This is a genomic window from Hyunsoonleella ulvae (genome assembly GCF_016827605.1).
In the GTDB taxonomy this organism is placed as follows: Bacteria; Bacteroidota; Bacteroidia; order Flavobacteriales; family Flavobacteriaceae; genus Jejuia; species Jejuia ulvae.
In genome coordinates this window covers 694,907-717,101 of record NZ_JAEPJQ010000001.1, presented here as the reverse complement: position 1 = coordinate 717,101, position 22,195 = coordinate 694,907, and the positions used below count along the sequence as shown (strand labels likewise).

Genomic DNA, 22,195 nt, shown 5'->3' with positions numbered 1-22,195 from the left:
TTTAATTTATAACTTCCTCACAAATCAGGAAATTGTTTATCCTTCACAACTCGCACACTCTTTTTTCTGTTTGAATTTTTGAGCGGCATTCATACTGTGTTGATAGTATAGCGACTTTAATCCTAGTTTCCATGCCGTAACATAAATTTTGTTAATGTCTTTCACAGGCATATCTGGATGCACAATAATATTTACAGACTGTCCTTGGTCTATATGATTTTGTCTGTTTGCCGCTTGATATACAATAGTTAGCTGGTCTATTTCAGAATAGGTTTTAAACACATCACGTTCAAGTTCTGTTAACTCTTCTTCTAAGTGTTGTACAGATCCGTCATGATCACGAATGCTGCGCCATATCTCAGGCGTGTTTAAGCCTTTTTCTTCTAATAGATTTAACAAGTAAGGATTCTTAATCGTTGTTTTAATTTTTGCAATATCCTTTACATAAATGTTAGACCAAATAGGCTCGATACCTTGAGATACTTGTCCTAAAATAAATGCCGAAGATGTTGTTGGCGCAATGGCGTTTAGTGTGGCGTTGCGTCTACCATACCCTTTTAACACTTCTGGTTCGCCAAATAGAGTGGCTAATTCTTTTGATGCTTTATACGATTTCTCTTCTATCGTTTTAAATATCTCACTATTTAAATTGAAAGCTTCCTGGCTATCAAATGGTAGCATTTTAGACTGTAATAATGAATGCCAACCTAATGCTCCTAAACCTAATGCTCTGTTTGATTTTGCAAAATTATAGGCACGCTCCATGAACATAAATGTCTGTCTGTCATCTAGATCATCAGAGTCCCTGTATTCTTCTAATTTTTCGGTAAATTCGGTAATAACAGCATCTAAGAAATATACCATGGTTTCAACAGCATCGGTATCTTTCCATTTATCATAATGCAATAGGTTTACTGATGATAATACACATACAAAAGACCATTGGTCGTTTGAAGGTAGCATAATTTCTGTACATAAATTACTAGCTACAATTTTATGATTATTTTCTTTATATACATCTGCCGCTTGGTTATTAGCATGATCTTTAAAGAAAATGTATGGATATCCTATTTCTCCACGACGTTGTATTACTTTGGCCCAAATAGAACGTTTCTCAACATCACCTTCAATCATCTCTTCCATCCATTTATCAGTCACAGAAATACCATGTGTTAATTCTTGGATAGAATTACCTTCTGTACCAATTTCTAGGAACTCATTTATATCTGGGTGCTCTACAGGTAAATATGGAGAAAAACGTCCTCTTCTTACAGATCCTTGGCTCACAACATCTACCATTTTTTCAAAAAGTTGCATAATGTGTACCGCACCAGAAGACGATCCGTTATTTTTTACTGGCGCACCTCTATGTCTTAAGTTTCCAAAGTACCCTGAAGTACCACCTCCTAGTTTAGACATCATTCCTACTTCAGATTGGGTATATAGAATATTACCCATGTCATCAGCAATATTAGAGCCAAAACAACTTATTGGTAAACCTCTCTTTTTCCCAAAATTAGACCATACTGGAGATGCTAAAGAGAAAAAGCCTTCTGCCATGTATCCGTAAAATTTATCTGAAAAGCCATCAATTTTTAAAATTTGTTCGGCTCTGTCTGCTATTTCACGAATGCGTTCTTCAGGTGTAGCATCATCAGTTAAATACCCTGATGCTAAAAATTTACGGCTATTTTCTGTTAACCATTCAAATTTTGGTGCTGTTTGGGTTTGATTTGCATTCTTAATTTGCTCTTTTCTGGCATTAAGAAGTTGATCGTATTGAGATTGTTCTGTTTTTTGCTCTTGTTGTTGGTGGTTTTTGATTTTCATGGTTTAAAAAAGGTCGTCGCTAGTTATACTTTTAGTTCTTTTGCTGTAGTTAATGGATCGTTTTACAAAGAAATCGCCGTGCTTGGTTCCGATAATTTCGTCATCAAACCATTCGGTTTGAGCTATTAATTCGTTGTTTACTTCAAATACTTTATCAATGCCTATACTTTCTAAGGAGTCGTTAAAACGTTTTTTAATAAATTCGTTTACAACGTTTTTTGGAAGGAAGTCTAATTCTCCGTCTTCAAAAATCCAGTCGATGATATCGCTTTCGGCTTTATAAGCTTCCATGCAAATGGTTTGTATTTTTGCATTATAATCTTCCCCAAACCAACTTGGATTTTCTTTTTTGATGATTTTAATAACGTCTATACCAAAATCGCCATGTATTTGTTCTTCTTTTGATGTGGCCTCAACAACATTTGATATGCCTTTAAGCATGTTCTTATGTTTATTAAATGCCATAATGATCAAAAACTGGGAGAACAACGATACATGCTCAATAAAAAGTGAGAATAATAAAATAGATTCTGCATATTCTTGAATGTTTTCACTCTTAGAGTTTTTGAGGGCGGTTTCTAAGTAGTGTACACGTCTCATGATTACGGGCTTCTTCTTAAGGGCTTTAAACTCTGCATTTAAGCCTAAGATCTCCAATAGATGTGAATAGGCATCGTGATGGCGTACTTCGCTTTCTGCAAACGTGGCACCAACAGAACCTATTTCTGGTTTTGGCATCTTGTGGTAGATATCTCCCCAGAACGATTTAACCGCTACTTCTATTTGAGAAATAGCTAGCATAGTATTTTTTATGGCAGATTTCTCGGTAGGGGTAAGTTGTGCTTTAAAATCCTGAATATCGCTGGTAAAGTTAAATTCTGTATGAATCCAGTACGAATGTCTAATCGCATTTACATACTCGTATAAATCTGGATACTCATAAGGTTTTAGGTTAATACGCTTTTCAAAGATGTTGGATTGTCGTTTTCTAGCCTGTTCATCTCTGTATAATATAAATGCCTTTGCCGCATCATGAAAAGCACTATCCATGAGTTTGTCTTCTACAATATCCTGTACCTGTTCAACGTTGGGAACATATCTAGCATCTACAGCTTTTCTTGCCAATAGGGATTCGAATACCCTATCAGAAATATCTTTGGCATCTTGTCGTGTACCATGGTTTACCGAAAGCATCGCTTTTTCTACGGCATTAGTAATTTTGTCTAGTACGAAAGGTGTGGTTTCGTAATCTCTTTTGATGATATGTGTTATTTCCATGCGTTGATATAGGTTAAATATTGACGTACAAAATCCTGCAGGGGAACCCTGTAAAACAAGCCTCAAACTAGGCTCATTTTTTTAAAAAATTCATTGAAAAACACCCTTTTGGTAAAATGCCTTCAACAAAGATTATAAATTGTTAAATGTATTTTGGTTAAACTTAAAATACATTTTTAACAAGTTTATTAACAAGTTAAAATTGTGTTTTTACTCAGAATTGAGTTCAACAAAGATTGCAAAATGATTTATATGTTTTTAAGGGAATACAAAAACGTTTTCAACAAGTTTTTAACAAACAAATAACTGCTTGCTAATCAATAAGTTTACAGAAAAAATTAGTTATTTCACTGTTTTTCAATGAATTACGTTTTTTAGAATCTTAAAAAGTTTACAAAAAAAAATAAAAGTTTTTTAGATAAAACCCTCTGTAAATAAAGGGTTTTTAAGGTGGTTTGTAGGTTGTTTTTTATGATGTTAAAAAGTCTTCGGCAACTTTTTCTAATTCGGCATACCAGTCCTCGCCAAATTTTCTTATGAGCGCTTCTTTTACGAATTTATAGATGGGGATCTGTAATTCTTTTCCAAGTGTGCAGGCTTCATCACAAATTTGCCATCTATGATAATTTACACTAGAAAATTCTGTGTAATCCGTCACACGAATTGGGTATAAGTGGCAGGATATTGGTTTCTTCCAAGAGATTTCTCCTTGATTGTAAGCTTCTTCAATACCACAAAGTGCAACATTATTTTCGTCGAAAATAACATATGCACAATCAGCACCATTAATAAGAGGTGTTTCTAATTCTCCATCTTCGGTTACTATGGAGGTACCCTGGTCTTCAATGGCTTTTCTTCCTTCTTCCCTTAAAAATGGCTTTACCTTAGGGTATATGTCTTCTAAAATTTTAACCTCATCTTTCTCTAAAGGAGCTCCAGCATCCCCATCAATACAGCATGCGCCTTTACATGCACTCAAGTTGCATAAAAAGTCTTCTTTTATAATGTCTTCTGAAACAATGGTTTTGCCTAGCTGAAACATGCTGTTCTAAAATTGAAGTGCAAAAATAACTAAACTTTACAATGTAATTGGTATGGCGATTTAATAATAAATATAGACCTTTGTATAAACATTAACTTCCTGAAGTTATGCAGCTTAATTTTAAAGAAATTTTTACAGCCTTTATGGTGTTATTTGCCGTAATTGATATTGTAGGTAACATTCCTATTGTAATTGATTTACGAAAAAAAGTAGGGCATATACAAAGTGGAAAAGCCTCTTTAATTGCTGGTTGTATTATGATCCTTTTTTTATTTCTGGGAAAAAGTATTTTAAATTTAATTGGTATTGATGTTAATTCCTTTGCTGTTGCAGGTGCTTTTATTTTGTTTTTTATAGCTCTAGAAATGATTTTAGGTATTACACTATACAAGCAAGAAGAAACCAACCCGATGACAGCTTCTATTTTCCCATTAGCGTTTCCGCTTATGGCTGGTCCTGGTAGTTTAACGACTTTGCTTTCGTTACGTGCGGAGTTTCAAGTCCAGAATATTATTATTGCCATAGTTTTAAATGTTGTTTTTATTTTTTTGGTACTAAAGACTTCTTCTAAGATAGAGCGTTTTTTAGGAGCTAATGGCATAAGTATTATCAGGAAAGTGTTTGGCGTTGTATTGTTGGCCATTGCAGTGAAATTATTTACTCATAACATAAAAGCTTTATTTGCTTAATTAAATCGTAACATATGAAATATATAGCGTATACTATTATAGTTTTGGCCTTTGCTTTGGGTGTTTATAATGCTACTAAGCTAAACTTTGAAGCACTTTTTGAAGGTGAGAGTATTGTAGGGCTCATTACCATTTTGGCGTCGTGTTGCGCCATCTTTTTAATGTTGATTTTGTTGACGTCAAAGCGCATTGAAGAAAAGGTAAAGCAAAAACGATAGCCAATGTACGATGCTTTAATTATTGGTGGTGGCACTGCAGGTATGTCCTGTGCTTTGGTGTTGGGTTCTGCAAAACATAAAGCTTTTGCTAAGGATAAAACTATAGGTATTATTACACACCAAAAGTCTTCGCATTTACAAACCGCATTGTTTAATAACGTGTTGGGGTTAGCGCCCGGAACCACTGGTGCATCCATTTTAGAAAGTGGTAAAAAGCAGCTTGCTGATGTATACCCGCATGTAAACCAGATCGAAAAAGAAAAAGTATTGGAGGTATTAAAAACGGAGGATGGTTTTAAGGTTAGAACTAATAAAAATACATACCTAGCAAAAATAGTTGTGGTTGCCGTTGGCTATACCAATTTAATGCGAATTAAAGGTTTGGAAGTATATGTAGAGCCTCATCCCAGGGCCCAACTGGAAAAAGATCGCATTTGGTTGAAAAATACAGACCATTTAATTGAAGATAATTTGTATGTTGCTGGTACTTTAGCTGGGTGGCGTAGCCAGTTTGCCATAGCTTCAGGAAGTGGTGCGCAGGTAGCTACCGATATTTTAACCCTTTGGAATGGCGGAAAACATACTAAGGTGCATGATAAGGTAGAGTTTTAATTCAAAAAAAAAAGCAGACTCTGATATTGCTCTGCTTAATATGTTTCTAAGTTGTATTGACCTACCAGAACTTCCACCAAGGTTTGCTTTCGGTTTCTGCAACTGCCATTTCTACTTCGTTGGCAGCATCCTTCATTGTTGTAGCCAATACGGTGTATACTTCCACCCAAGCGTTTTTAACGTCTGGAGTAAATGCATCGCCTAATCCAGTTTCTAAGGTATAGATTAATGCAGTGCCTACAGTGTCGTAATGACTATCTTTAACACCATAACCTACATGGTTTCTGCCTAGGTTTTGTACTGCTGGAACTATGGCTTCTAAGTTGTTAAGTCCGTTTACGGCAGTCCCAATCATGCTCATCAATTTAGCGCCTTGTTCTTTCATGTCGCCTTTAAATAAAGGCTTTAATGCTGGATCTAAATCAAAAAGTTTAGCATAAAATATTTCTGCTGCTTTATCGGCAATAGGAACTACTTTTTTAAATGTACCTTGAACGAGTTCAATTGTTTTGGCTTCCATAGGGTTTGAGTTTGCTTTTGTTTATTTTAAGGAAACGAAACTAATTGGTAATCCATAAATTAAAAATGGATAGTGACAGACCAAAACATGTTTTTAAGTAGTGAAAAAAATGCGATATAGCATATGCGACTAAATCAACATAAAATAGCATAAGAGGTTCTAAAGTTCTTTAAGGGGAAGCAGTGGGCTGAGCGGTAGGTTTTTTAAGAATGTGGTTTTAAATGATTTATTCTCCGTCACTTAGCCGAATAACCTCATCAATCATAATATCACGTTGATTGATAACCTCTTCAAAAGCGCCGTCTCCAAATAATTGATCGGCAAAGGTAGCCTTGAGGTATTGTTTTACTTCTTCATGATAGGCTACAAAAGTAATATTAGACCCCGTTCTTACATTTAAATAATCCTGAAATTCTAATAGCATATCATCAGTAACCTTAAAACTAGCTATAAAATCTTTGCGGTTGTAGTTGCTAAAAGCATTCCGGTCCTTCTCTAACATTTCAAACGCAAAATATCCAAAAACACCTCTGCGTTTCAAATATGTCAAGGTTTCATTGTTCATGGATTTGTCTACAGGTACAAATATATCGGGAATAATACCGCCGCCACCGTAAACAACTTTTCCTTTTGGTGTGGTAAATTTTAAAGAGTCTGCAATCTCAATTTTTGTCTCATCAGTGAGTTCTCCGTTTTCTATGCGCTTGTAATAGTCTTCATAGTATTCACGATTGCCTTTATTGTATGGGCGTTGAATGGAGCGTCCTGTTGGTGTGTAATATCTGGATACAGTTAAGCGTACTGCGCTACCATCTCCTAAATCCATTTCACGTTGTACTAAGCCTTTTCCGTAGGAACGACGTCCTACGATTGTACCTTTGTCGTTGTCTTGTAATGCTCCGGCAACAATCTCGCTCGCCGATGCCGAGTTTTCATCTATTAAAACAAAGACTTCTCCCGTTTCAAAATCGCCTCTGTTAGTGGCATAGCTTTTTTCTATATCGCCACGTTTGTTTTTAGTGAATAAAATAAGTTTATCGTCCTCTAGGAATTCATCCAAAATCAGTTCTGTAATATCCAGTCGGCCTCCGGGGTTGTCCCTTAAATCTAAGGCGATTTTAGTGGCACCCAGAGCAATAAGTTTATCTAATCCTTTTTTAAATTCCTTATAAGTGGATTCTGCAAACTTGTTTATTTTGATGTATCCTAGATTTTCGGTTAACATGTATGATGCATCAACGCTTTTAATAGGTATTTTTCCGCGTTTTACTTTAAATGTTAACAATTCGGGTTCGCCTTTTCTAAATATTTTTAGCTCTACTTTAGAATTTAATGGCCCTTTTAATTTTTTTACTAATTCGCCATCCTTTAGGCTATTGCCTATTAGGGTGTCATTGTCGGCCATAATAATACGATCCCCGCCTTTAATGCCAGCTTTAGCACTTGGGCCGTTTTCAATAGGACGTATTACCGCTATGGTATCTTTATAAGTATAAAAACTAACGCCTATGCCCACAAAATTCCCGCGCATTTCATCGGCAACACGCTCCATATCATCTCTTGGGATATAAACAGAGTGCGGATCTAGATTTTCTAAGATGCCATTAACTGTAACATCAACAATGCTGTCGGTGTTGATATCATCTACATAGTCGTATTCAATGTAATCTATGAGCCTATTAAGCTTATCTTTTTTGCTCTTTGCTGTAAAAAAACGATCTGGTGCATCGCTAAAATTTAACTTTCCACCAATAAAAATACCAGTTGCAATGGCAACTCCAAGTATTAAGGGCAGGTATTTTCTATCAAATTGCACTATTCGTTTAAATCTTCTATAAATTGTACATCTACTCCAGCACGTTCTAAAAATTTTAATCCAGAATCATCTTTGTAAGCTCGTGAATACACAACTCTTACAATCCCAGATTGATGTATTAATTTACTGCACTCTCTGCATGGCGACAGTGTAACGTAAAGTGTTGCGCCTTTGCACGATTGCGTAGATGCTGCTACTTTTAAAATTGCATTTGCTTCGGCATGTAATACATACCATTTGGTGTAGCCTGCATCATCTTCACAATAATTCTCAAATCCTGTTGGTGTGCCATTGTAACCGTCAGAAATTATCATTCTATCCTTTACAATAATTGCGCCAACTTGTTTGCGTTTACAATACGATAGTTTTCCCCATTCTTCAGCCATTCTTAAATAAGCTTTATCGTATTTTAATTGTTTTTTGTTCTGCATCAATTTTTATTTTTGGCGCTTACTTTTAGTTGAGTTTCCCTAGATTAAACAATCTAAATAGTATACCAACTTTACATGTTTGTGTTAGGCTTGTTTTCGACCATAATCTGGGAGTTTCAACAAATATCTAATCTTTAATGTAAAAGTCTATAACGAAAATAAGATGTTCATAGTGTAATTACTAATGTACGGACGTTAAAGTTTTACAAAACTAGTTATTTAGCTCGGGCTTAGTTTAAAAAATCACTATCCATCAACATGGGAATTACCAAACCAATAACTATAGATGATATTACCATTACCCAATCGCGTTTAGAAAACCTAAATATAGTTTGCGTTAAATAACCCAGAAATAACACTATAAATACTATGATAACTTGGGCTATTTCAATGCCTAATGCAAACTCTAAAAGTAAAACTAGTTTATTGTCTGTTTCTCCTAGAAGCATATGGAATTCTCTAGCAAATCCCAATCCGTGGATTAATCCAAAAAATAATGTTGTTATAAATAAAACACCTACACGTTCTTTTTGGGCACCTTTGCCAGCAGTAAATACGTTATAAAGTGCGGCGATGAGTATGGTAACAGGGATTAGAAATTCTACAAGAGAGCCATCTACTGTTACTACATTGTAGGCGGCTAACACTAAAGAGAGTGTATGCCCAAGGGTAAACATAGATACTAACAACAGTACACGTTTCCAATCTTTAAAAAGATAGGGAATAGCAAGTAGCATTAAAAATAAAACGTGGTCGTAACCGTTAATATCAAGCACGTGCTTGATGCCGTACTCTACATTGAAAAGAAAATTATCAAACATTTTAACTAGATTTTAGGGTTCATCAAATATACAATTAATCAAAACATAAATATATATTTGCATAGCAAGTGTTAAATTTAAGTATCGTATGTCTTTAAGGGTATTATACATTCTGGGTTTGTGTTTGGTAGTTATGGCTTGTAATAATAAGTCCCAACAGCCTACTGAGCTGCTAACCGAAAATACTGAAAACGGTAGTATCACTAAAGCTGATATTGAAAAGTTAAAATATTTAGAATTTGCTTTAGACCCCAAGGTGGAAGTTTTAACTGAACCATGGCAGCCTTATGACCAATTGCGAACAGCAATGGAAGGTGTTAAAAACGCTGATTTTTCTTTTTTTGAAGAAGAAAAAGCTATTTCAGGACTGCTAAGGGAGTTACGTAAAACCATACCCGATACACTCAATACGCAATCTGTATTATCTAGAATAACTATAGTAGAGAATATGCTGTACAAGTTTGAAGATGCGCGCACATTGCATACTACTACTAAACCCGAACTAGCTGGGGTTTTAAAAGAATTATTGGTGTCTTACTCTAATTTAAATTTTCAGCTCAATAAGAAAATTGAGAAAGACGGGCAGCGTATTGCGCGGCCTTATTGAGGTTTTCATGATTATCACATCTATCTACTCACTCACATCTTGTAGATGAAAAAATTAATATTTCGATTAATTATACCTTTTACTTTAGTTTCATTTGGAGCTGTAACAAAATGGTGGTATGGAATTGCGATAGATGCAAAAGATGTTTATTTCTATGGATTTCCTTTAATTTATAAGTGTGAAGGATTTCACACATCTATGTCAACTCAATATTTTCTAACTGAAATGGTGATCAATTTACTAGTCTATTTTATTTTTTGGTTGATAATAATCTTATCTGTCAACCATTTTTGGAAAATCAATATTCCCAAAAAGATTTCTAGAATATTTTGGATTGGATTTTGGGTTTTGCTCTCAGGATTTATTTATTTATCCAACGATTTAGATGACCGATATTTAATAAAACGTAGTTTTGACGTAAAAATATTTGATAATGGAATTACAATTTTTGAAAGCCATTATATCGATAGGGAGAAATATCAATTAGAAATAAAAAGTTCGAATTAAAAACAACAGCTTAGGATTCTTAACTATGAATTTGATTGATGAAAACAAAAAAAGGATATCATAACGATTACGATGTCCTTTTTTTTTTTTGATGTATTTTAATGTACTTATTGCTTGGGTTGTTCAGCTTGGGCTTGCATTATTTGTTTTTGTCTTAACAATTCTTTTTTGGTAAGGTTTACCAAATTAAAATTAGGAGAAGCCTTTAAAGTGTCATCTAAAATATCAACTGCGGCATCAATATTGTTTTTTCTGTCTTGTTGAAAAAGTTGTAGGGCTTTTAAATACATAAAGCCACTTTTAAGTGCTACTTGATATGGTGTTTGCTGTTCGTAGTATGCATGCATCATGTCTGGTTTAGCATTAGCCAAACCATAGTTAATATGCTTTAAGGCTTCATCTAATTTTTGAAGCTGCATATTTAGCTCTGCCAATTCGTAGGCAAGGGCAGGGCTTGGTTTTCTCTTAAACATTTCGTTAAAATGTACTAAAGCACGCTCAGGTTGTTTAACTGCTTTTAAAGACATGGCTTTTACTTCAACAGCAATATCAGAATCATCAACCTTGGCATCAATGCCAATTGTATTTAAAGCTTGCATATATTTCCCTTCAGACATGTAAATGTAGGCTAAGGTGTCTTTTCTCGCTTCAGACGGTGCTAATACATTTAAATGCGTCATCGCATTAATAATCCCTTGAACATCGCCTTGCAAGCGCATTTGTTTGCCATAGGCCTCAAAATGCTTTATTAATTCAGCGTTACTTTGTGCTCCTATTTGAAGTGTTATTGCAAACAACGCCAACATCATAATTCGTTTCATCATTCTTTAGTTTTAATTTGATGCCCAAAACTATAAAAATTTGGGACTTAATCTCTTAAAAGTTTATTAATTGTTGTAATAGGAGATGTATAGGTTTACAGTTGCATATGTGGTATAAGGTTAGCTTTGAGGTTTTGTCTTGCTTTAGGGTTCGTTACAGGTAACATCCCTTAATTTTTTATGGTCACATGAAGTTTTAGGAAAACTCATTTTTTTTAGCTACATTTAAAATACTAAAAACTAAATATTATGGGAATTAAGAGTTTTCAAGGTGCTAGGAGACAACAATCTACGACTGCGAATGATACACCTTTAAAGGTAAGGGACTACATGACAAGGAATTTAATAACCTTTACCCCAGACCAAAGTATAGAAACAGTAATGCAGGCTTTAATAAAAAATAGAATTTCTGGAGGGCCAGTGGTTAATGATAAACATGAATTAATTGGGATTATTTCTGAAGGTGATTGTATAAAACAAATTAGTGAGAGTCGCTATTACAATATGCCGATGCAAGACCAAACCATAGAAAAACACATGGCTAATAATGTAGAAACTATTGATGGTAATATGAATATTTTTGATGCTGCCAAAAAGTTTTTAGAAGCTAAACGGCGTCGTTTCCCTATTGTGGAAAATGGAAAATTAGTAGGGCAAATAAGTCAAAAAGATGTTTTAAAAGCAGCCATGAAGCTTAAGGGGCAAACCTGGAAATAGTTACAAGCGCCTTTTCTTTTGTGATATTGCTTCAGGTAAATCGGTAATAATAATTTTTTGTGTGTCATTGCTTTCTAAAGCTGCGATTTTTGAATAGTTGTAGCCGTTTATAGCTGTGTCTAAAGCTTTCCACTTTGCAATACCACCAACGGTAACGGTTTCTCCTACTTCTAATATCCTTTCGGTATAACGTAGGGTTTTATTAAATCCTAAAATAGTGGTGCTTTCTATGTTATAGGCTTGCAGTAAATTTTCAAATTCGGGCGAAGGGTCGTTTAAAAAACCTGACGAAACACGTTTATCTTCCTCTAGATACATATTAAAGTTTAAAGGATTTGTTTTTGGTTTTATCATAGCCACCTCTCCCTTTAGCTCGATAAAAAAGTCTTGAATGTTTTTTTCATCAATTAATGTTTTCCAATAGGAATTTTTGCCTCGTTGTTTTTTTTGCTGAATCTTAAACTCGAAAGCTACACATTTGCGCTTACTAAATGGTGCTACAAATGGCTCGTGTACATGCAAAACTTTACCAGTGACTTTAGTAGGTTCGTTGGTTCTAAATTGAAGGATGCTCTTTGCCTTTAATTTGTTTAAGCTTCTTAAAATTTTTTGTTTTTTGCTGAAATAATATGATAATACACCAATTACAATGATTAATGTAATTATAAGTATAGGAATTATTGCTGCTTCTGGCATAAATTAGTTGTTTGGTTAGCATATAAACGATGCTATTGTTACGTTATTAGCGTTGTCGTTTTACCAAAGCATAATAATCGCCCTCTATAGGCAAGTACCCTTGGTCGTAAACAAAATAATATACTTTTCCAGCTTTTGTGGTGTAAATGCTTGTAAAATAATTAAAATCGAATCCCATTTCTACAAGTGTAGCTTTAGAGCGAGTAACTTTACCGTCAGGGTTGAGCTTTTCTAAAATTCTATGGTTTTTTCGTAAGCGGTTATTGGTATTTCTAATTAAATTTTTACTGTCTTTGTTAATGCGATTATTATAGGTGTTTCTACAGCCATCGCTACAGAACTTTTTATCTATCCTACCTACAATTTTTTCTCCGCATTCTAAGCATTTCTTCTGATTTACTGTTTCCATTGGTATATAATATAAGGAGTATTGTATAAATTAGTTTCTTTGAGCGGAATAATCTCCGCTTTAAGTTCATACGCATGTATAAGTAAATCTTCTCCGTCAATTGCATTTGGAATACCTCTGTCTTCATACAAGACTGAAACTTGATGTCCAAAGTGAAGAATGATACCTTTTTTAACTACATCGGTTTTACTTAAGTATTTTACAATTCCTCTCGGGCCACAATAAGGCACTTTTAAACCTTCTCTACGTTTTCCATAAATAGCAAGTTCTGCACAATCTGTTGTAACACGTAGGTCAGTTTGATGTCCAAATTCTGTTAAAAATTCAGGGGAAAGCACAAAAGGGACATTCAATAATTCTTCTAAGTACCCTAGATAACCTGTTCTTTTTGTATAAATGATTTGATATATTTCTTCCTTTAAGAGGTGCAATGGTAATTTTGTGTTAGGTAATTCTCTTGGTTTAGAAAGGCTAAATAAGTGTGTGCCCACAGAAATTTTTTTAAGCATTTCTGTAGTTGCAACATATTTCGCTGTATATGCTATTTCCTGTGTAGTGTCATATGCATACTCTTTATAGATTGGTAGAATTTCATAAATAGAATCGTTTTCACTGAATGGAAAATCATTCAATGAATGTATATGAATAGTTTTACGATGATTTTGTGCAATTGTTTTTAAACAACAACTAATCAGTAAAAGGTTTATAACCAGGAAATAGTATTTCTGAAATACAGGTGTCATTATATTTTTCTCCTTTATAGGTTTCTAAAATATCAATTTCAATTTTTGAAGTATACATAAACATATCTCCAGAATCAGTATATTTTACCATATCATAAAAAGTATTAGTATTAATTTCTTGATATGGTATATCTTCTAGGTCTAGCTTATATGTAAAATTTCTTTTTATTGTGTCATACGATGTGTAATGTTGCGTAATTGCTACTTTTTTGAGCCTATTATTGTTGTAATAGGTCTCTTTAGATTTTAAATAACCCGTGGTAAAAACGATTGAAGAGACTTCAACACTATCTTTAAACGTAAATGTTAGTTTTGGACTTTTATCTTTAGTTTTTGCACACCAACATGTGGAAAAATCTACATCAACTAAATTATCTTTGCTATACTTTTGTTCCAATAGAGAAGAAGTAATAATCTTTTTTATTTGTTCTCTTTTAGGTAATTTTTTTAATATGTACGCAGAAGATTTATGTGTTTTGAGTTCATATTGAACTTCAAGATTCGGTGCTTCTTTAAAGTTAAAGTCTGTTATTTGAAATGTATAATGTCCGTTTTCTTCCTCAAAATTAATCCCATTAACTTTTAAAACCTTTCCATGCAGCATCTTTAAACCAGAAACATCCAACGATATATTCACACCTGTTGTTTTTCTACCACCCCAATATTGTGCTGCAGAGAAATCATAAATAAAAGTTCGTTCGTTAAACACTGGATAAAATGATTTAGAATAAGCAATATCTACAAAACCCACTTTGAATTTATAGTGAACCTCTAGCTTTACCTCTTCATTTTTTTTCATTTCAAATTTTACAAAGTACCATTTCCTTCTTGTATTATCTTCACTTGTCTGTAAATCGATTTGAGATTCTTGTTGTAGCAACTTACCATTCTTTTTAAAATTGATAAAGCTTACATTATTATCATTCCAATCATGAGTTTCATAGATTGAAGCAAATCCAAAATCTATGGGGAATGCATAAAAAATATTTTCATCTCTAAATTCTCCACCTTGCAGAGTGTACGCAACTTTAACTTCAGCATAATCTCCATCAATTCTTATAACTAAATCCTCGTTAATAATTTTTATATAGGGCATATTTATAAATTTTAAATCGCCAACTTTTTTAATAGTAGATTCATCAATAGGTCCGCCATTAGGGAATAGGAATAGCGGAAAAAAGCATAACATAAATACACAATAACATGTTTTCATAATACTATTTTTTATTTTCCATTTTATACCAGCGTAGTTGTAACTGTTCAGGCTCAAAATAAAAATCATTTAAATAAGTTAAACCTATTTTTAAAAGTGCATTGTGTGATGCTAGATTACCAACGTGTGTTGTGGCATAAATTCTAGAAAGCCCCATTTTGCTAAACGCATAATCAATTGCTGCTTTTCCAGACTCTGTAGCATACCCTTTGCCCCAATATTTTGGTAGCAATCGATACCCTACATCATGATATTTGGTAAATCCATTCATATTAAACTCTGTATTTAAACGAATTCCTGACCAACCAATAAACTCGCCAGAAGATTTTTCAATTGCTGCCCAACGTCCAATACAATGATCTTTATATTGGCGTAAAACACTTTCTAGAATTTTTTGCGATTCGGTTTTTGTTCTAACAGGCTTATTACCCAAGTATCTATGTACTTCAGGATTAGAGTCTAACTTAAACATGTTATTTAAATCTGTTGTTCGCAGTTCTCTTAAAATTAAGTGTTCTGTTTCAAGATGAAAAGTCATAAATAAACGGTGTTACCAATCTCCCGCATAACTTAAAGTTATATCAGAGGATGATTTTAAAAGTTCAAATTTATATCTAAGTATTTGCCTGATATGTAAATAATCATGAGCTAACCAATTCCTTAAAAATAGTTCGGCGGACAAATACCCAAGTTCAGGATGATTTAGGCTGTTATTCCAATTCACATCTTTTAATTGTTTTAACCATATAATTGAATTGGTACGCTCTTCTAAAAAAGAGTTTAATGTTGTATTATAATCTTTGTTTTTATAATTATGAGATGTAACCCATCCTTCAGGGTCAATTGGAATTAACTCCTTTTCTGGATAATATAATGCGTGTTTTATTCGCGCTTTAAAATCGAGAATTTCTTCATCCAGAAGATGGGCTACAATTTCTAAAAGGTTCCATTTTTCCGGTTTTGGTCGCCATTGATAATCTTCTTTAGGGATGTCTTTTAGAAGATTTTTAAAAACTACACTATTATATTTTAATTGCTCGAAAACAGCCTCAAAGCCCATTTTTACTTGTGTTTTTGGTAAATATAGCAAAAAAACAACCGTTTACAAACGACTACAAACATTTACAAACGAAATTAAATGTGTAATTACCGAATAAACTTTTGCTGCTGTTACATCTTTGCAGTGTCGAAACATAAGACCTGTTTATCGATAGGCAGGTTCGATAGTATTAACTGTTAAATATTTAAAAATTAAAATTATGAACGCACTTAGAAACAAAGTACAGTTGATTGGTAGATTAGGACAAGATCCTGAAATTGTAAACTTTAGTAATGGTAACAAGATTGCCAAATTTTCGCTAGCTACAGACGATAGTTACAAAGACAAAAGCGGTAACAAAGTAGAACGTGCTTATTGGCATAACATTGTTGTAAGAGGTGGCTTGGTAAATGTAGTTGAAAACTATATTTCTAAAGGCAAAGAAGTTGCCATAGAAGGTAAGTTAACCAATAGAACTTATGAAGACAAAGATGGTAATCAACGTTATATTACAGAAGTAGTATGTAACGAATTACTAATGCTTAGTAAATAAAACCTTTTTTTGTTCCAAAAATAGAAAGGCACTTTGAGGGAAGTGCCTTTTTTATTTGAATTAGATTTAGCCTACGATAACATTGATGTTATCACTATTAAAATAGCCGCCCCTATTTTCTTTCCGCTCTAAAGATTGATTAATGATTAAGTGAGCCACATTTATCATATTCCTTAGTTCACATAACGAAGTCGTTACTTTAGATTCACGATATAAATCTTCTACTTCTGTGTAGATAACATCCAAACGCTTAATAGCTCGTTTTAAACGTGTATTATTTCTAACAATCCCAACGTAATCACGCATTAAGGCTTGTAATTCCTTTAAATTATGCTGAATTAAAACATGTTCTTCTGGAATCACGGTGCCTTCATCATTCCAATGCGGAATGTTGAGGTCTATCGTTTCAATAGAGTGTTTTGTATGGTATTTGTATATGTTATGGGCGTAAACCAAAGCTTCTAACAACGAATTTGAGGCTAACCTATTTGCGCCATGCAGTCCAGTTCTGGAACATTCGCCACAGGCAAATAAATTTTTAATAGTGGTTTTTCCTTTTGCGTTTACCTTAACACCACCACACAAATAATGCGATGCTGGCACTACAGGGATCCAGTCTGTTTTTATATTAATATGTCGTCTTAGGCACTCGTTGTAGATGTTAGGAAAATGTTCTATGAAAGCATCTATATCTAAATGCGTACAGTCTAAATACACATGTGATGCTCCAGATTTTTTTAATTCACTATCAATACTTTGTGAGACAATATCTCTGGAAGCTAATTCAGCACGCTCATCATAGTCGGGCATAAACCTATAGCCGTCTTTATTTCTTAAATAGGCGCCAAAACCCCTTACGGCTTCAGAGATTAAAAACGAAGAGCCTCCTTCGGCATCATACAAAGCAGTTGGATGAAATTGCACAAATTCCATATCCTTAATACGTGCCTTGGCTCTGTAAGCCATAGCAATGCCGTCACCAGTAGCAATAACAGGGTTTGTAGTGTGGCCATAAACACAACCTATACCACCAGTTGCTAATAATGTACTGTCTGCCTTAACCGTAAAAACATGTCCTGTTTTTTCATTTAAAACATAAGCGCCATAGCACGTGTTATCCTCAGCTTTTTTATCTTCTATGTGGTGTTTTGTAATAAGGTCTATCGCAAAATGATAGGGTAGTAATTCTATGTTTGGTAGTTGATGTACTCGTGTTAATAGTGCACGTTCAATCTCAAAACCTGTAATGTCTTTATGGTGTATAATACGATATTCAGAATGTCCGCCTTCTTTACCTAAACGGAACTCGCCATCTGCATTGGTGTCAAAATTTGCGCCCCAAAGTAAAAGCTCCTTTAATCGTTTTGGGCCTTCTTTTACCACCATTTTTACCACATCCTCTTTACAAAGACCATCGCCAGCCCTTAGAGTGTCTTTTATATGCTTTTTAAAAGAGTCTTGGTCTTTATCTAAAACAATTGCTACACCGCCTTGGGCGTATTTGGTGTTAGATTCGTCCTCACTATCTTTAGTTACTATAACCACTTTTCGGTCTGGAAATTCTTCAGCAATTTTAACGGCAAATGTTAAACCTGCTATACCAGAGCCAATTACTAAATAGTTAGTAGTAATCATAATTTATTTTGAAAGCTCTAACATGCGTTCTATAGGTAATAGTGCACGATCGATAATCTCAGGATCTACTTGAATTTCAGGAGACTCATGTAGCATACAATCATAAAGCTTTTGCATGGTATTCATTTTCATGAAATGACATTCGCTGCAAGCACACGTATTGTCTTCTTTTGCAGGAGCAGGTACTAATTCTGTATTAGGCATTTCCTGTTGCATTTTATGTAAAATACCAGCTTCAGTAGCTACAATAAACTTTTGGTCTTGGTGCTCTTTTACATAATTTATCATGCCAGAGGTAGATCCAATGTAGGTAGCGGTGTTAAGTATGTGGGTTTCTGATTCTGGGTGTGCAATAATTTTATAATCTGGATATTTTTTATGGAGTTCTATGAGTTTATCCATAGAAAACGCTTCGTGTACAATACAACTGCCATCCCATAACAACATATCTCTACCTGTTTCATTGATAATGTAACGTCCTAGATTTTTATCTGGAGCAAAAATAATAGGGGTGTCCCTAGGAATTGAATTCACAATTTTAAGCGCATTAGATGAGGTGCAAACAATATCACTTAATGCTTTAATTTCTGCAGAACAGTTTACATAGGTTATCACAACATGATTAGGATGGGCTTCAGTAAATTTTTTAAATGCTTCTGGCGGACAGGAATCTGCCAAGGAGCAACCAGCATTTAAATCAGGAAGTACTACTTTTTTATCAGGACTTAGTATTTTTGCTGTTTCTGCCATAAAATGCACACCTGCAAATACAATCATATCAGCATCAGTCTCAGCAGCCTGTTGTGATAAACCTAGGCTATCGCCCACATAATCTGCAATATCTTGTATTTCGCCAACCTGATAATAGTGTGCTAAAATAACAGCGTTTTTTTCTTTTTTAAGACGGTTTATTTCCTTTACTAAATCCATTAATTTAAATGTTAATCAAAAATAGAGTTGGCTGAGGGTAGTTTATATTTTTAAAGCACAAATATCTTAATAAAAATGCATCATGACCCCGTATTTTGAATAAAAGTATGATGTAATAAAAGACCTTTAATCTTTTAATTAAATTGTTAGTTGATTATTAATAAAAGTAACAATTTTTAATAAAATCAAAAATTGGAATCTCTGGAGGTAGGTTCATAAAGTGTTCTCTAAATTGTGAATAAGTGCGAGTAGAAGTTTTTTACTTAACCTTTTAAACAACATATAAATTAAAAAGATGGCGTCTTTACCTGTTTTTATTTAAAAATTCACAACTAGAATTCTTATAATTATAAATATTGACAAAACTTAAAATGGACTGGTAGTTTCAACAAACCTTTAGTATTTTTGCGGGTAGTTTAACTAAAGCTGAATATATGTCTGTAGAACCAAAATTAAATAGATTTAATCAAACCGTACTGTCCAAATACAATATATACAATAGTATATTTATGACATTACCTTTTGATGCGGTAACCAAAACAGGTGTTTTACTGCCATTATTTCACGAAACATGTGAAAAAGGTTTTGCAAACGGAGATGACCCAACAACTATTGTCAATACGTTTTTCGAAAAATATCAGGCAAGAAGAAATGAAAAGAGTCAAATAGATCTTCTTTTTAGGTTTATACAATATATAGAGCGACAAGTAGTATTATTTGATGCTATAGAAGATGCAGCCTTTCCCGTAGTAAATAATATGGATGGTGTAGGTACTCTAAGAAACTTAAAGGGTAATGCAAGATCTGAAGGAAAACTAGAAGAGCTTAAAGACTTTTTAGAAGAATTTAAAGTACGAATCGTTTTAACAGCCCACCCTACACAGTTCTATCCAGGGTCTGTTTTAGGTATTATTACAAACTTAACTCAAGCCATTAAAGAGAACGATCTTAACGGTATAAATAACTTATTTGGGCAGTTAGGAAAAACGCCTTTCTTTAAACATAAAAAGCCAACACCATATCAAGAAGCTAAGAGTTTAATCTGGTATCTTGAGAATGTATTTTACAAAACATTTGGAGATATTTATAATTATATACAAACCAATATTTATGATGATGGTAAGAAGCATAACGATATTATAAATATTGGATTCTGGCCAGGAGGTGACCGTGATGGTAACCCGTTTGTAAAACCAGAAACTACACTAAAGGTTGCTAAAAAACTTAAAAAAGCGATCCTTAAAAAATACTATCAAGATTTAAGGGATTTAAGGAAAAAATTAACCTTTAGGGGGGTTGAAGAGCGTATTATTCGTTTGGAAACTATCATGTACGAATACAGTATTGATCTTAAAACCAAAAAGGCTATTTCTGCAAGTGAATTAAGAAATGAACTGTTAAGCATTCGTGATATTATTGTTGAGCAACACCAATCTCTATATGTCAACGAGGTTAATAATTTAATAAACAGAGTACACCTTTTCGATTACAGGTTTGCGTCATTAGATATTAGACAGGATAGTAGAATTCACCATAGCGTATTTACTACAGTTATAGATAGTTTAATTGCCAGAGGAGATTCATCTTTCCCAAGCAATTATCATGATTTATCTGAAGCAGAACAAATTGAAATACTTTCTAAAGCTACAGATGATATTAAGGATTTAGATGCTTTTGAAGATGAGATGGTTAGAAATACGCTTAAAACCATTGCCATTATAAAAGACATCCAAAAAGCAAATGGTGAGCGTGGTGCTAACAGGTATATTATTAGTAACAATCAAACAGCACTTAACGTAATGCAGTTATTTGCCATGTTAAAAATAGTAGCCTTCAAGGAGGATTTAACTGTTGATGTTGCGCCATTGTTTGAAACCATTCCAGATTTAGAAAACGCTCCTGGTGTTATGGAGCAATTATACCAAAACCCAGAATATAGAGCACATTTAAAAGCTAGAGGAAATAAACAACATATTATGCTTGGTTTCTCTGATGGTACCAAAGATGGCGGCTATCTTATGGCAAACTGGGGTATTTATAAAGCTAAAGAAGCCTTAACGGCGATGTCTAGAAAGTATGATGTTACTGCTATTTTCTTTGACGGACGTGGTGGACCACCAGCACGCGGAGGAGGAAAAACACATAATTTCTATTCTTCATTAGGGCCAACTATCGAGGATAAAGAGGTGCAAATTACCATTCAAGGACAGACGGTAAGTTCTAATTTTGGAACCAATGATTCTTCTCAATACAACCTAGAACAATTAATTAGTTCTGGTATTAAAAACAGAATTGATGGTGATAAGAATCGTTTGTCTGATGAAGATAGGGCGGTAATGAACGATTTAGCTGAGACAAGTTACCAGATGTACAAAGACTTTAAGAGCCACGAATGCTTTATTCCATATTTAGAGCGTATGAGTACCTTAAAATACTACGCTAAAACAAATATTGGAAGTAGACCATCAAAACGAGGTAAGTCTGATAAATTGGTATTCTCAGATTTAAGAGCCATTCCTTTTGTAGGGTCTTGGAGTCAATTAAAACAAAATGTACCAGGTTTTTATGGGGTAGGGACTGCTTTAAAGAAGTACGAAGATAATGGCGAATGGGATAAAGTTGTAAATCTTTACAAAAACTCTAAGTTCTTTAAAACACTTTTAGAGAATAGTATGATGTCTCTTACCAAATCGTTCTTTGATTTAACTAAATACATGGCGAAAGATGAAGAGTTTGGTGGGTTCTGGCAGATTATTTTTGACGAATACCAAATAACAAAAAGGCTATTGCTTAAGCTTACAGGTTATGAGGAGTTAATGGAAAATGAGCCTGCAGGAAAAGCATCTATTCAAGTTAGGGAGTCTATTGTATTGCCGTTATTAACTATACAGCAATATGCGCTTAAAAAGGTACAAGACTTTGATAAAGCCGATGTACCTAAAGATGATCCCCAGAGGTTAATTTTTGAAAAAATAGTAACACGCTCTCTATTTGGAAATATTAATGCTAGTAGAAATTCGGCGTAAACACCAATTTACATATTAAAGCTAAAAACCCTAATTTGCAAA

The 22,195-nt window shown here is 33.9% G+C and carries 24 protein-coding genes; 8 read left to right on the top strand and 16 right to left on the bottom strand.

Features of this window, described 5'->3' with window-relative positions:
• Nucleotides 1–36: 36 nt before the first annotated feature.
• From JS605_RS03430 to JS605_RS03420, 3 genes are all read right to left on the bottom strand, one after another.
• A complete protein-coding gene (locus JS605_RS03430; RefSeq protein ID WP_203256263.1) occupies nucleotides 37–1,830 on the bottom strand; it encodes a ribonucleoside-diphosphate reductase subunit alpha in 1,794 nt (597 codons plus the stop codon).
• A 3-nt stretch (nucleotides 1,831–1,833) separates the two neighbouring features.
• Nucleotides 1,834–3,108 (bottom strand): ribonucleotide-diphosphate reductase subunit beta, encoded by a 1,275-nt coding sequence (locus tag JS605_RS03425; RefSeq protein WP_203256262.1) that lies wholly within the window; start codon nucleotides 3,106–3,108, stop codon nucleotides 1,834–1,836.
• Between the two features lie 469 nt (nucleotides 3,109–3,577).
• Nucleotides 3,578–4,150, bottom strand: coding sequence for a DUF3109 family protein (locus JS605_RS03420; protein WP_203256261.1), 573 nt, complete (start codon nucleotides 4,148–4,150; stop codon nucleotides 3,578–3,580).
• A gap of 107 nt (nucleotides 4,151–4,257) precedes the next feature.
• On the opposite strand from JS605_RS03420, the gene JS605_RS03415 reads away from it, so the two are divergent.
• From JS605_RS03415 to JS605_RS03405, 3 genes are read left to right on the top strand one after another with little or no spacing between them, the layout of a single operon-like run.
• Nucleotides 4,258–4,839 (top strand): MarC family protein, encoded by a 582-nt coding sequence (locus JS605_RS03415; RefSeq protein WP_203256260.1) that lies wholly within the window; start codon nucleotides 4,258–4,260, stop codon nucleotides 4,837–4,839.
• Nucleotides 4,840–4,853: 14 nt separating this feature from the next.
• A complete protein-coding gene (locus JS605_RS03410) occupies nucleotides 4,854–5,057 on the top strand; it encodes a hypothetical protein (protein ID WP_203256259.1) in 204 nt (67 codons plus the stop codon).
• Between the two features lie 3 nt (nucleotides 5,058–5,060).
• The gene (locus tag JS605_RS03405) at nucleotides 5,061–5,669 is read left to right on the top strand and encodes an NAD(P)-binding domain-containing protein (RefSeq protein ID WP_203256258.1); all 609 of its coding nucleotides are present in this window, start codon (nucleotides 5,061–5,063) and stop codon (nucleotides 5,667–5,669) included.
• A gap of 61 nt (nucleotides 5,670–5,730) precedes the next feature.
• On the opposite strand, the gene JS605_RS03400 is transcribed toward JS605_RS03405, so the two are convergent.
• The 4 genes from JS605_RS03400 to JS605_RS03385 form a co-directional block, all read right to left on the bottom strand.
• Nucleotides 5,731–6,189 (bottom strand): globin family protein, encoded by a 459-nt coding sequence (locus JS605_RS03400; RefSeq protein WP_203256257.1) that lies wholly within the window; start codon nucleotides 6,187–6,189, stop codon nucleotides 5,731–5,733.
• A 226-nt stretch (nucleotides 6,190–6,415) separates the two neighbouring features.
• Nucleotides 6,416–8,005, bottom strand: coding sequence for a S41 family peptidase (locus JS605_RS03395; RefSeq protein WP_203256256.1), 1,590 nt, complete (start codon nucleotides 8,003–8,005; stop codon nucleotides 6,416–6,418).
• On the bottom strand, nucleotides 8,005–8,436 hold the full coding sequence (locus tag JS605_RS03390) for a deoxycytidylate deaminase (protein ID WP_203256255.1): 432 nt from the start codon (nucleotides 8,434–8,436) through the stop codon (nucleotides 8,005–8,007). The genes JS605_RS03395 and JS605_RS03390 overlap by 1 nt, the downstream gene beginning before the upstream one ends.
• A 230-nt stretch (nucleotides 8,437–8,666) precedes the next feature.
• Entirely contained in the window at nucleotides 8,667–9,257 is a 591-nt protein-coding gene (locus JS605_RS03385) for a HupE/UreJ family protein (protein ID WP_203256254.1), read from the bottom strand.
• Between the two features lie 88 nt (nucleotides 9,258–9,345).
• On the opposite strand from JS605_RS03385, the gene JS605_RS03380 reads away from it, so the two are divergent.
• Nucleotides 9,346–9,864 carry a hypothetical protein gene (locus tag JS605_RS03380; RefSeq protein WP_203256253.1) on the top strand — a complete coding sequence of 173 codons (519 nt, stop codon included), beginning with the start codon at nucleotides 9,346–9,348 and terminating at the stop codon, nucleotides 9,862–9,864.
• 45 nt (nucleotides 9,865–9,909) lie between these two features.
• On the top strand, nucleotides 9,910–10,371 hold the full coding sequence (locus JS605_RS03375) for a hypothetical protein (RefSeq protein WP_203256252.1): 462 nt from the start codon (nucleotides 9,910–9,912) through the stop codon (nucleotides 10,369–10,371).
• Between the two features lie 107 nt (nucleotides 10,372–10,478).
• On the opposite strand, the gene JS605_RS03370 is transcribed toward JS605_RS03375, so the two are convergent.
• Nucleotides 10,479–11,195 (bottom strand): hypothetical protein, encoded by a 717-nt coding sequence (locus JS605_RS03370; protein ID WP_239000241.1) that lies wholly within the window; start codon nucleotides 11,193–11,195, stop codon nucleotides 10,479–10,481.
• Between the two features lie 246 nt (nucleotides 11,196–11,441).
• On the opposite strand from JS605_RS03370, the gene JS605_RS03365 reads away from it, so the two are divergent.
• Nucleotides 11,442–11,909, top strand: coding sequence for a CBS domain-containing protein (locus JS605_RS03365; protein WP_203256251.1), 468 nt, complete (start codon nucleotides 11,442–11,444; stop codon nucleotides 11,907–11,909).
• Here the strand turns inward: JS605_RS03365 and JS605_RS03360 are convergent, their stop codons facing one another.
• The 6 genes from JS605_RS03360 to JS605_RS03335 are packed head-to-tail and all read right to left on the bottom strand — an operon-like array spanning nucleotide 11,910 to nucleotide 16,060.
• On the bottom strand, nucleotides 11,910–12,605 hold the full coding sequence (locus JS605_RS03360) for a hypothetical protein (protein ID WP_203256250.1): 696 nt from the start codon (nucleotides 12,603–12,605) through the stop codon (nucleotides 11,910–11,912).
• A 46-nt stretch (nucleotides 12,606–12,651) separates the two neighbouring features.
• Nucleotides 12,652–13,014: a hypothetical protein gene (locus JS605_RS03355; protein ID WP_203256249.1), complete on the bottom strand. Its 363-nt coding sequence runs from the start codon at nucleotides 13,012–13,014 to the stop codon at nucleotides 12,652–12,654.
• Nucleotides 13,002–13,646: a hypothetical protein gene (locus tag JS605_RS03350; RefSeq protein ID WP_203256248.1), complete on the bottom strand. Its 645-nt coding sequence runs from the start codon at nucleotides 13,644–13,646 to the stop codon at nucleotides 13,002–13,004. The genes JS605_RS03355 and JS605_RS03350 overlap by 13 nt, the downstream gene beginning before the upstream one ends.
• A 55-nt stretch (nucleotides 13,647–13,701) precedes the next feature.
• Nucleotides 13,702–14,970 (bottom strand): discoidin domain-containing protein, encoded by a 1,269-nt coding sequence (locus JS605_RS03345; protein WP_203256247.1) that lies wholly within the window; start codon nucleotides 14,968–14,970, stop codon nucleotides 13,702–13,704.
• 4 nt (nucleotides 14,971–14,974) lie between these two features.
• The gene (locus JS605_RS03340) at nucleotides 14,975–15,508 is read right to left on the bottom strand and encodes a GNAT family N-acetyltransferase (RefSeq protein ID WP_203256246.1); all 534 of its coding nucleotides are present in this window, start codon (nucleotides 15,506–15,508) and stop codon (nucleotides 14,975–14,977) included.
• A 12-nt stretch (nucleotides 15,509–15,520) separates the two neighbouring features.
• A complete protein-coding gene (locus tag JS605_RS03335; protein ID WP_203256245.1) occupies nucleotides 15,521–16,060 on the bottom strand; it encodes a DinB family protein in 540 nt (179 codons plus the stop codon).
• A 169-nt stretch (nucleotides 16,061–16,229) separates the two neighbouring features.
• On the opposite strand from JS605_RS03335, the gene JS605_RS03330 reads away from it, so the two are divergent.
• Nucleotides 16,230–16,562, top strand: a complete 333-nt coding sequence (locus tag JS605_RS03330) for a single-stranded DNA-binding protein (protein ID WP_203256244.1) — start codon at nucleotides 16,230–16,232, stop codon at nucleotides 16,560–16,562.
• Between the two features lie 66 nt (nucleotides 16,563–16,628).
• Here the strand turns inward: JS605_RS03330 and nadB are convergent, their stop codons facing one another.
• Nucleotides 16,629–18,197, bottom strand: a complete 1,569-nt coding sequence (gene nadB, locus JS605_RS03325; RefSeq protein ID WP_203256243.1) for an L-aspartate oxidase — start codon at nucleotides 18,195–18,197, stop codon at nucleotides 16,629–16,631.
• Nucleotides 18,198–18,200: 3 nt separating this feature from the next.
• Nucleotides 18,201–19,127, bottom strand: coding sequence for a quinolinate synthase NadA (gene nadA / locus JS605_RS03320; protein WP_203256242.1), 927 nt, complete (start codon nucleotides 19,125–19,127; stop codon nucleotides 18,201–18,203).
• 434 nt (nucleotides 19,128–19,561) lie between these two features.
• Between nadA and JS605_RS03315 the strand changes: the two genes are divergently transcribed.
• On the top strand, nucleotides 19,562–22,153 hold the full coding sequence (locus JS605_RS03315) for a phosphoenolpyruvate carboxylase (protein ID WP_203256241.1): 2,592 nt from the start codon (nucleotides 19,562–19,564) through the stop codon (nucleotides 22,151–22,153).
• The last annotated feature ends 42 nt before the right edge of the window (nucleotides 22,154–22,195 follow it).

Excerpts from the sequence above, each read along its gene's own strand:
- JS605_RS03430 (WP_203256263.1), bottom strand. The coding sequence starts at position 1,830 with ATGAAAATCAAAAACCACCAACAACAAGAGCAAAAAACAGAACAATCT.
- nadA (WP_203256242.1), bottom strand. The coding sequence starts at position 19,127 with ATGGATTTAGTAAAGGAAATAAACCGTCTTAAAAAAGAAAAAAACGCT.
- JS605_RS03315 (WP_203256241.1), top strand. The coding sequence starts at position 19,562 with ATGTCTGTAGAACCAAAATTAAATAGATTTAATCAAACCGTACTGTCC.
- JS605_RS03425 (WP_203256262.1), bottom strand. The coding sequence starts at position 3,108 with ATGGAAATAACACATATCATCAAAAGAGATTACGAAACCACACCTTTC.
- JS605_RS03375 (WP_203256252.1), top strand. The coding sequence starts at position 9,910 with ATGAAAAAATTAATATTTCGATTAATTATACCTTTTACTTTAGTTTCA.
- JS605_RS03370 (WP_239000241.1), bottom strand. The coding sequence starts at position 11,195 with ATGATGAAACGAATTATGATGTTGGCGTTGTTTGCAATAACACTTCAA.
- JS605_RS03385 (WP_203256254.1), bottom strand. The coding sequence starts at position 9,257 with ATGTTTGATAATTTTCTTTTCAATGTAGAGTACGGCATCAAGCACGTG.
- JS605_RS03405 (WP_203256258.1), top strand. The coding sequence starts at position 5,061 with ATGTACGATGCTTTAATTATTGGTGGTGGCACTGCAGGTATGTCCTGT.
- JS605_RS03340 (WP_203256246.1), bottom strand. The coding sequence starts at position 15,508 with ATGACTTTTCATCTTGAAACAGAACACTTAATTTTAAGAGAACTGCGA.
- JS605_RS03355 (WP_203256249.1), bottom strand. The coding sequence starts at position 13,014 with ATGGAAACAGTAAATCAGAAGAAATGCTTAGAATGCGGAGAAAAAATT.
- JS605_RS03420 (WP_203256261.1), bottom strand. The coding sequence starts at position 4,150 with ATGTTTCAGCTAGGCAAAACCATTGTTTCAGAAGACATTATAAAAGAA.
- nadB (WP_203256243.1), bottom strand. The coding sequence starts at position 18,197 with ATGATTACTACTAACTATTTAGTAATTGGCTCTGGTATAGCAGGTTTA.
- JS605_RS03330 (WP_203256244.1), top strand. The coding sequence starts at position 16,230 with ATGAACGCACTTAGAAACAAAGTACAGTTGATTGGTAGATTAGGACAA.
- JS605_RS03415 (WP_203256260.1), top strand. The coding sequence starts at position 4,258 with ATGCAGCTTAATTTTAAAGAAATTTTTACAGCCTTTATGGTGTTATTT.
- JS605_RS03390 (WP_203256255.1), bottom strand. The coding sequence starts at position 8,436 with ATGCAGAACAAAAAACAATTAAAATACGATAAAGCTTATTTAAGAATG.
- JS605_RS03400 (WP_203256257.1), bottom strand. The coding sequence starts at position 6,189 with ATGGAAGCCAAAACAATTGAACTCGTTCAAGGTACATTTAAAAAAGTA.
- JS605_RS03360 (WP_203256250.1), bottom strand. The coding sequence starts at position 12,605 with ATGCCAGAAGCAGCAATAATTCCTATACTTATAATTACATTAATCATT.
- JS605_RS03410 (WP_203256259.1), top strand. The coding sequence starts at position 4,854 with ATGAAATATATAGCGTATACTATTATAGTTTTGGCCTTTGCTTTGGGT.
- JS605_RS03380 (WP_203256253.1), top strand. The coding sequence starts at position 9,346 with ATGTCTTTAAGGGTATTATACATTCTGGGTTTGTGTTTGGTAGTTATG.
- JS605_RS03345 (WP_203256247.1), bottom strand. The coding sequence starts at position 14,970 with ATGAAAACATGTTATTGTGTATTTATGTTATGCTTTTTTCCGCTATTC.
- JS605_RS03365 (WP_203256251.1), top strand. The coding sequence starts at position 11,442 with ATGGGAATTAAGAGTTTTCAAGGTGCTAGGAGACAACAATCTACGACT.